This window comes from Arenibacter sp. 6A1 (assembly GCF_012272855.1).
Classification (GTDB): Bacteria; Bacteroidota; Bacteroidia; order Flavobacteriales; family Flavobacteriaceae; genus Arenibacter.
In genome coordinates this window covers 1-7,919 of record NZ_JAAXCQ010000036.1, presented here as the reverse complement: position 1 = coordinate 7,919, position 7,919 = coordinate 1, and the positions used below count along the sequence as shown (strand labels likewise).

4 protein-coding genes are annotated in these 7,919 nt (G+C 35.0%); all 4 read left to right on the top strand.

Going from position 1 to position 7,919, the window contains the following annotated elements:
• The first annotated feature begins 1,342 nt into the window (after positions 1-1,342).
• The 4 genes from HCG49_RS18235 (at position 1,343) to HCG49_RS18220 (ending at position 7,839) form a co-directional block, all read left to right on the top strand.
• A complete protein-coding gene (locus HCG49_RS18235) occupies positions 1,343-3,184 on the top strand; it encodes a fibronectin type III domain-containing protein (RefSeq protein ID WP_168470914.1) in 1,842 nt (613 codons plus the stop codon).
• Positions 3,185-3,201: 17 nt separating this feature from the next.
• A complete protein-coding gene (locus HCG49_RS18230) occupies positions 3,202-3,711 on the top strand; it encodes a hypothetical protein (RefSeq protein ID WP_168470913.1) in 510 nt (169 codons plus the stop codon).
• Positions 3,712-4,158: 447 nt separating this feature from the next.
• The gene (locus HCG49_RS18225) at positions 4,159-4,944 is read left to right on the top strand and encodes a toxin-antitoxin system YwqK family antitoxin (RefSeq protein ID WP_168470912.1); all 786 of its coding nucleotides are present in this window, start codon (positions 4,159-4,161) and stop codon (positions 4,942-4,944) included.
• Between the two features lie 1,542 nt (positions 4,945-6,486).
• Positions 6,487-7,839, top strand: a complete 1,353-nt coding sequence (locus HCG49_RS18220; RefSeq protein ID WP_168470911.1) for a hypothetical protein — start codon at positions 6,487-6,489, stop codon at positions 7,837-7,839.
• Positions 7,840-7,919: the final 80 nt, after the last annotated feature.

Genomic DNA, 7,919 nt, shown 5'->3' with positions numbered 1-7,919 from the left:
ATCAAACTCTTCATCGTTGATTTTTATATAACTTGATCAACCATTAATAGCTAATTGCCCGGCCCGTGTTTTCGATTTTTATTCAATATTCCCGATCTGTCGCCAGAACGGAAATACGCTGTCTTTACAATATGTCTATGAACTTTTTATTCTTTCTCGTTTGCCCTGTCTCCCAAAGCGGCTGCAAATATACAGCTTCTTTTTTATCCGGCAAGCTTTTTTGAAAAAATAAAATTCTTTCTTTTTGCTTAACTGATAACGGAAACAAAACTCAATGAACATGGCGCTCTTAACGCCTTTTCCGTTTGCGCGGCACTGCCTCGCTAGCGGACGGCAAAGGTACGCCACTTTCTAAAACTGGCAAGGTTTTTTTGAAAGATTTTATGATTATTTTCAAAAACACTTTTAACTTATTTGTTTTCAACTGCTTACACACCTAAACTACTTGAAAGCCAAAAATTGATCAGCAATAAACAATGACTTTCGTTATTAATTAGCTTCTCGCTCGCTCCGCGAAGTCTCACGACTTCACGGCATACACCATTTTGAACCTTGAACTATAATGCATCGCTCCGCGAAGTCTCACGACTTCGCGGCATACACCATTTTGAACCTTACACTATAATGCACCGCAAAGTCAGGAGACTTTGCGGAACAGGACTTTGCGGAACAGGCCATTTGTTTACTGTTAGTAGTAAAAAGCGTTAGGGATTGCAGCGGCATCCTTTTTTAGAGGGCCGCGGGACCTTTAAAAAAGATACAGCGGAAAGCCCGACCCGATAGGGGAACGCACAAACCGCTATACTATATATATAAGGAGCATACCTCATCACAGATCCGAAAACTTCTGACAGCATAACCTTCTATAAAATAGCCTATACAATTAATTTTTTAAATATTTAATGAAGATATTACAGTGTAACAAGTAGGAATAAACCAATATATTATTTGTAATCGACAGATGATTAAATATTTACACTTAAACCACACCGCCATTTAAATCTACCTATATACTAGGATAATACTTACGATAAAATAATCCGTTTACCATACCTTTTATGGTACTTTATCGAAAAAATTGCAGTGTACGTAAAAAATAAACTACTTTTTTTGTATTCTAATACCTTCTATTAAACTAGGTACTAGCAACTTGATAACAGCATTACCCTATTTCGATTTATAATGCTACCCGTTACATCAAGGCAACATTACCGCTCCACTTGGTTACCGCCCGAGTTACTCTAGAGCCAATAAGAATATCATAGGCACTACGAAAATAAACGTTGGATACCGTACATCCGCAAGCAACTGAACTGATTTATTTACAAAAAACCAAACATTCATGGAACGGAAATTACAATTGGGCAACGGAATGGTTTTCGTTGAAAAGAGAATGTTTGGCAAGCCTTTAATTAAATTATATCACTTACTACTTACAGCGGTAGTATTCCTTATATATAGCCCGGCGGTCCTTGGTCAGTCTTTCCCGGTCCAAGTGGTGCCACAAACCATTCCCCCGATCCCGGTTCATTTTTCTGAGTACGCCGATATGTATACCTCTAACGGTCCTTTAAAGGTACAGCTTGTTTTAAACGATCTTAACATTTCCGATAGGGAAGTGCGTCTAAAAATATATTTTGAGGGGAACGGCATCCGCTTCCAGAGCAAGGATTTTATAAGCGGAGCAAAACCGATGTATTTGGAGGGCGGAATGCCTTTAGTATTGGCCCAGTCGGAATTGGCTCCTTATTTTAACTATGAAAATATCATGGGTATTTCTCCACAAGGGTATGGCCAAGCCATTCCGGCAGGGGTATACCAGTTTTGTTATGAAGTTATTGATGTGCTAACAGGGAATAGACTTTCTCGCAAAACCTGTTCTAGGGCCGTTATCTTTAAAAACGAACCTCCCTTTCTGATCTCTCCCCGCAACAAAACCGATATCACCGAACATAACCCACAAAACATAGTTTTTCAATGGACGCCTAGGCATATTAATGTTAGTAATGTGGAATACGAAATTAGCCTGGTGGAGATTTGGGACAATGGCATTGACCCTCAGGCGGCATTTTTGAGCTCCCCTCCTATTTTCCAAACCACTACTACGGCCACCACTTATATTTATGGTCCGGCCGACCCCATGTTACTCTCCGATAAAAACTATGCCTGGCGGGTACGGGCAAAAGCCAAAAAAGGCACCGAAGAAATAGGGGTGTTTACCAACCAAGGATATAGCGAGATTTTCTCTTTTAGTTATGCCGGTAGTTGCCTTGTTCCTCTGGTCCTTGCCCATGAGGTAAAGGGCAGCACCAATGCCAATATTTTTTGGGAGGATTTTTCTACAGACATTCCGGAATATACGATTCGATACAGAGAAAAGGGAAAGGCCAACGAATGGTTTTTTAGCAAGACCACTGCCAACCAACTTACGCTGTGGGACCTGAAGCGGGGTACCACCTACGAATATCAGTTACAAAAAAAATGCACGGTTGCGGGAAGCGAATGGAGCACTACCAAAAAGTTTACGACTTTTATCGCCAACAATGAAGCCAGCGTATATGAATGTGGTATTGCCCCTAGCCTTCACCTTACTAACAGAGACCCACTGGTTACATTAAAATCTGACGACGTTTTCCTTGCGCGCGACTTCCCCATTACCGTTATGGAGGCCGATGGTAGCGAAGGTCGTTTTACAGGAAAAGGCTATGTGACCATTCCTTATTTAAACAGTATAAAGGTAGCGGTAGCATTTACCAATGTGCTAGTGAACACCGACAAGCAACTGGTAGAAGGTACCGTGCTAACAAAATACGATCCGGACTTGAAGAATATTTTGGATGTTCCGGAGGCCATAACAGTAGTTAGCGATGCATACGATGCGGTGGCCGATTTAGGCAGTAGCGTAAACGATATTTTAAAGGATGTCTTTGGAAATGAAGAGGACGATACTGAAGAAGATATGGAATCCACTGAAACCTCTACAACGAATACCACAAAAACCCAAAATCCGGCTCCTTCTGAAGATGTTGCTATTGTAGACAATTCATCTGAAGGCGGACCCTTGGTATCGGAAAACCCAGATCCAATAGCAAACAACAATCCACCGCCTACGGAGGAACCTATCAGCAGCCCATCTCCCGGCTCTAGCCCACCCTACTTGTGTTATCCAAAAGACCGTAACTAAACATGTAAAACCAACTTATGAAATCAATATTAAATAAAATTGGAACTGGAATTATTATAGCTTTTTGGCTTTTTATAGGCTTGAAAGGGTGTGTCCAGACAGTCTATAGCTCAAAAGATATTGCAGTATATGAAAATATAATTGAGAACGGCGAATCAACTAAAGTTTACATTGTTCCAAAAAATCAAATGGTAATCAAAAAACAGTATCAAAACCAATATGAATATGCCGTATTTTATGTTCGAGGTTCAGATGCGACTCATTATTTTGGTCCATTTTATAACAAAGGAGAAAATCTATTACATATTAGAGCCTACACTGATGCTAATAAAGTGTGGAAATTAGAAATGGAGATTACTGACAAAAAAGGAAATCTTTCGCAATCGACATTTGACGACATTGGAGTTACATTTAGAAACACTCTTATAATGAGAGAAAACTCGATTGAATTTGGCGATTACGAATATAATAAATTGGAACCAACTGAAGAAGATATTGTATTTATCAAGCAAATTCAAGATAAATAAAAAAAATCCGTTTTAAAAATTATTTTCAATTTTATTCATTCACCTCCTATTCCAGTATGTCCCATTGCTATCATCAATTGGTTATATTTTTAAGAATGGTAAGTTTCGGGTTTCTAGCTAACAAGGTGTATTACAGAAATAAAACTTGGTTTATAGTTCCGCTTTGTGCAGCAATAATAATAAATCCGAATTTTAAAACTGCTCTCGGATGAGTACTATGGAATATTGTTGATACTATTTAAGTAATTATATAAGTCGTTCCGATTTTCATAAAAAGTAAGTTAAAGGAAGCTAAATTTAATAAACAAAAAACAACTGCAATTACAGTGGACTCGACAATGCCCGAAACCACACGGAAATTCTTATGCCAGCAAAAAACCGTAAGCAAACGCATAATAACCTGTAAATGACCGTTATACGAGAACGTTACTAAAAATTTAAAAATCAATGAATTTCAAACAAATCATTAAGACCGTATTATATTCTCTATCTCTAATAATTTTTATCTTGTCATGTCAAGATAAAAATGCCACTATTTCCTCTTCTAGCTTGAATAAAATAAATGGAATTTACAAATACAAAGAAAAGTCATTTACAGGATTGGTTTTAGATACCACAAAAGCAGGACGAGTATTACTTACTTTTAATTGTGTAGATGGCAAGGTTGATGGAGAACATCTTAGATATCATAAGGAAAACGGAAATTTAAAACAGCGGACGACATATCAAAACGGAAAAAAGACAGGACCTTATATAGAGTTAACGAAGGATGGTGGTAACATTATAACTGGAAACTACTTAGATTATAAGAAAAGTGGCGAATGGAAAGAATTCTATAATAATGGAAATATAAAAAGCGAAGGTTACTATGAAAATGGTCTGAAAACAGGAGAATGGAAGTTTTTTTTTTACAATGGCAACCTTAAGACAGCCGGCTCTTATTTAACCAGAAATGAACCCAAGCCAGGAAAAACAGGAATACCAAAACAAGTCCGATCGGGTATATGGAAATTTTATTTCGAAGATACGGGTAAACTTAAACAGGAGTCCGCATTTCAAAACGGAGCTATAACAGGCAAATCAGTAAGCTATTATCCAAATGGAAAAATCGAAATAATAGCCAACCTAAAAAATAATCAATATCACGGGACTGTCGAGTTTTACGACAGATCAGGAAAATTGGAAGAAAAAAGAATTTATAAGAATGATAAGTTAATTGAAAATAAAAAATGAGTTGTTTTTTGCTAAAATTTAACTAGCAATGGTTAAAAAGACTAGCAAATATATAACAGTAGAGAAAGGAGATAATTTCAATAACTTGGGTATGCTTAAATCCTCTGTTAAATCTTTTCGAATTAATTCTTAAAACGAAAATACATCATGTTACCTAATTTATAATTACAAACACGGCGCATACTTTATACACTTCATATATATTAAGATGCTATAGATCTTTAGCATAAAATAGCTAAATCTGTAAAACTTCCCGTAAACCTAAATTACTAATAGTTATATTTTTTATTGTTGGCACCCATAACAATTCCTATAATTATTAGTTTTTTCTAGGAAAAGACAAGGGCTTTCTTGTTTGACCTGGCAAAAACAACAAAACTCCTAGTTCACAGTTCTGAGGGTGGCAAGTAATGTGAAAAGAAAAAGATTAAAACTAGCCTTGTATATTATCTATAGGATTAATCAATTTTTGCGAAGAGGAGTTGATAACCAACCGCAAAACAAAAGATAAAAAGATCCCTTTCCTTTGTGGAATATCAATCTTTTATTTGAGCTTTTTACTAGAGTTTAATAGCCCAAAAACGATAATTAAAATTGTTATAATAGGAGAAGTTAAGTAGAATATATTTGAGTACTCATTATCATATAATTTTCTTTTAATAGGTATTTGATACTCGTCGTAAATGGTAAAGTCAATTTCTGTAGAAAACACAAAATATAGGCTAGTAATCAAACAGCAGATTAACCAGGATATCAATATTTTAAAATAGCTATTTCTCATCCTTTATTTCAACTTGAGATTAAATCCTAAGACAAATTATATGATTTTGCCTTAAACAAACGGTTTCAGTTGCCTCATAGCTAATCCTCTATTTGAATTAAAATATCCGGTGGTAAAACCCCTTTATTAATCTCTGTTAGTTTTCCAAAATTGAAATATAAAAAATATTGTTGGAAATTGGAATAATCGCTGGTTATTTTGGGACTATCTCATAAAGTGTGTAAATAAAAAATAACTTTACCTAATAACTAAATAGTTAAAGATGGCTAACCCTCTACTCTCTTTCAGAAAAAAAACTCCTAAAAAACAAGCAACTTTAAAAAAGCCAAAAAGTTATTGATCAATAACTTGGTGTGCTGTGTGCCAAGTGAAGGGTTAGAACGCAACAATTTTTTAACATTATAAATACTAGATATAATCAATATATAAAATACATTACCGTACTATATTTCAACCTCTTAATGCATTTTCAACAATCAATAACGGAAACATGATAGTCATATGAGCCCTTTTTGAGGTAAAGCATATGAATTATCCGTAAGAGACACAATTATTTGGTTTGGTTTACTACGTATTTATATTCATTTTTACACCTTAATTTTATTTGTTTACTCCTACATGGTTTATAATATTTGTCTTAAATTTAGAAACAGATAACTACACGGTAATATTATTGTTATCCAAAGTAATAAACCGTTAAACAGTATATATTAAACTGATATAATGTAGTTAGGTGTAATGCCAACAAACACAAATAAACAATGACAACAGGAAAGAATTTACATAAGAATTTAGAGAGTTTCCTAAGACATATTGATGCTATTAGAGACACTCTACCAATGACTATGCTTCTGATTCAGCCATATAATAAAAAGGCAAATGACGATTTTTCAAAATTTCTTAATGAAAATGTTGAAGAAATCGAAGACGACAATGGAAAGAAAAGACTGCTTGTCAAAGCAGATGAATCTAAAAAATTTGAAACTCTTGAAAGAAATGCTTCTACTTCAGCATTAGCCAGCAAAATTATTCCAGAAAGCTTATTTGTGTCTTTAATTTCTCAATATGATGCCTTTCTGACTCGTTTACTTCGTGCTATTTATGAAATTAAACCAGATGTGCTCAACGGTTCAGAAAGAAATTTGACTTTTTCTCAGCTTGTTGAAATGGAGACAGTCGAAAATGCTAGAGATTACATAATTGACAAGGAAATTGATACGGTTTTAAGGAAAAGTCATTCTGAACAATTCGACTATCTTGAAAAACTTTTAGGAATTAAACTTCGAGAAAAATTACCAATTTGGCAAACTTTTATAGAAATAACTGAACGCAGAAACTTACTTGTTCATTGTGATGGTGTTGTCTCAAGCCAGTATGTAAAGAATTGTAAAGAACATAAATGCCAAATAGATAAAATTAAGGTCGGTCAGAGATTAGGTATAGAGCCAAAATATTTCACTAATGCATATAAATGTCTTTATGAAATCGCTACCAAACTAACACATACAATTTGGAGAAAACTTCTTATTTCTGACTTAAAAGATGCGGACAGAGAATTGAATGATGTTTGCTTTCATTTGATAAACACAAATTCTTTTGAGCTTGCTGACATTTTGCTTGAATTTGGATGCAATCAAAAAAGACATTTTAATGATTCTTTAAAGAATGTTTTTATAGTTAATGGTTCTTTATCAAAATATCTTCAAGATAAAAAGGAAGAAGCAAAACAGATTCTAGACAAGAAAGATTGGAGTGCGAGTAGTGATGATTTCAAATTAGCCTATTCAGTTTTGACGGACGACTATGAAATTGCGTACGAAATGATGTTAAAAATCGGAGATAATGGAGATGTCGATAAATCAGATTACAAACAGTGGCCGCTTTTCAACAAAATACGAGAAGAAGAAAAATTTAAAGAAACGTATAAGGATATCTTTAAAGAAGAATATACTGTAATGGAAACACCCATGAAACCAATTCAAGAACTAATTAACAGAGAGATAAAGAAGAACAAAGAACTGAAAGAGAAGACAGTAAAAAAAGTAGACTCAGCAAAGGAATTGAAAGAAAAAGAAAGCACTACACCTAATCGAGTGGGTGGCTCCGCCATCTAATGACGGAGTGCACCCCTCACACCACCGTACGTACGGGTCTCGTATACGGCGGTTCGATAATGAAACTTAACGTTTGTAGT

What these genes read in the sequence shown, in the direction of transcription:
- HCG49_RS18230 (WP_168470913.1), top strand. Translation starts at nt 3,202, where the DNA reads ATGAAATCAATATTAAATAAAATTGGAACTGGAATTATTATAGCTTTT.
- HCG49_RS18225 (WP_168470912.1), top strand. Translation starts at nt 4,159, where the DNA reads ATGAATTTCAAACAAATCATTAAGACCGTATTATATTCTCTATCTCTA.
- HCG49_RS18235 (WP_168470914.1), top strand. Translation starts at nt 1,343, where the DNA reads ATGGAACGGAAATTACAATTGGGCAACGGAATGGTTTTCGTTGAAAAG.
- HCG49_RS18220 (WP_168470911.1), top strand. Translation starts at nt 6,487, where the DNA reads ATGACAACAGGAAAGAATTTACATAAGAATTTAGAGAGTTTCCTAAGA.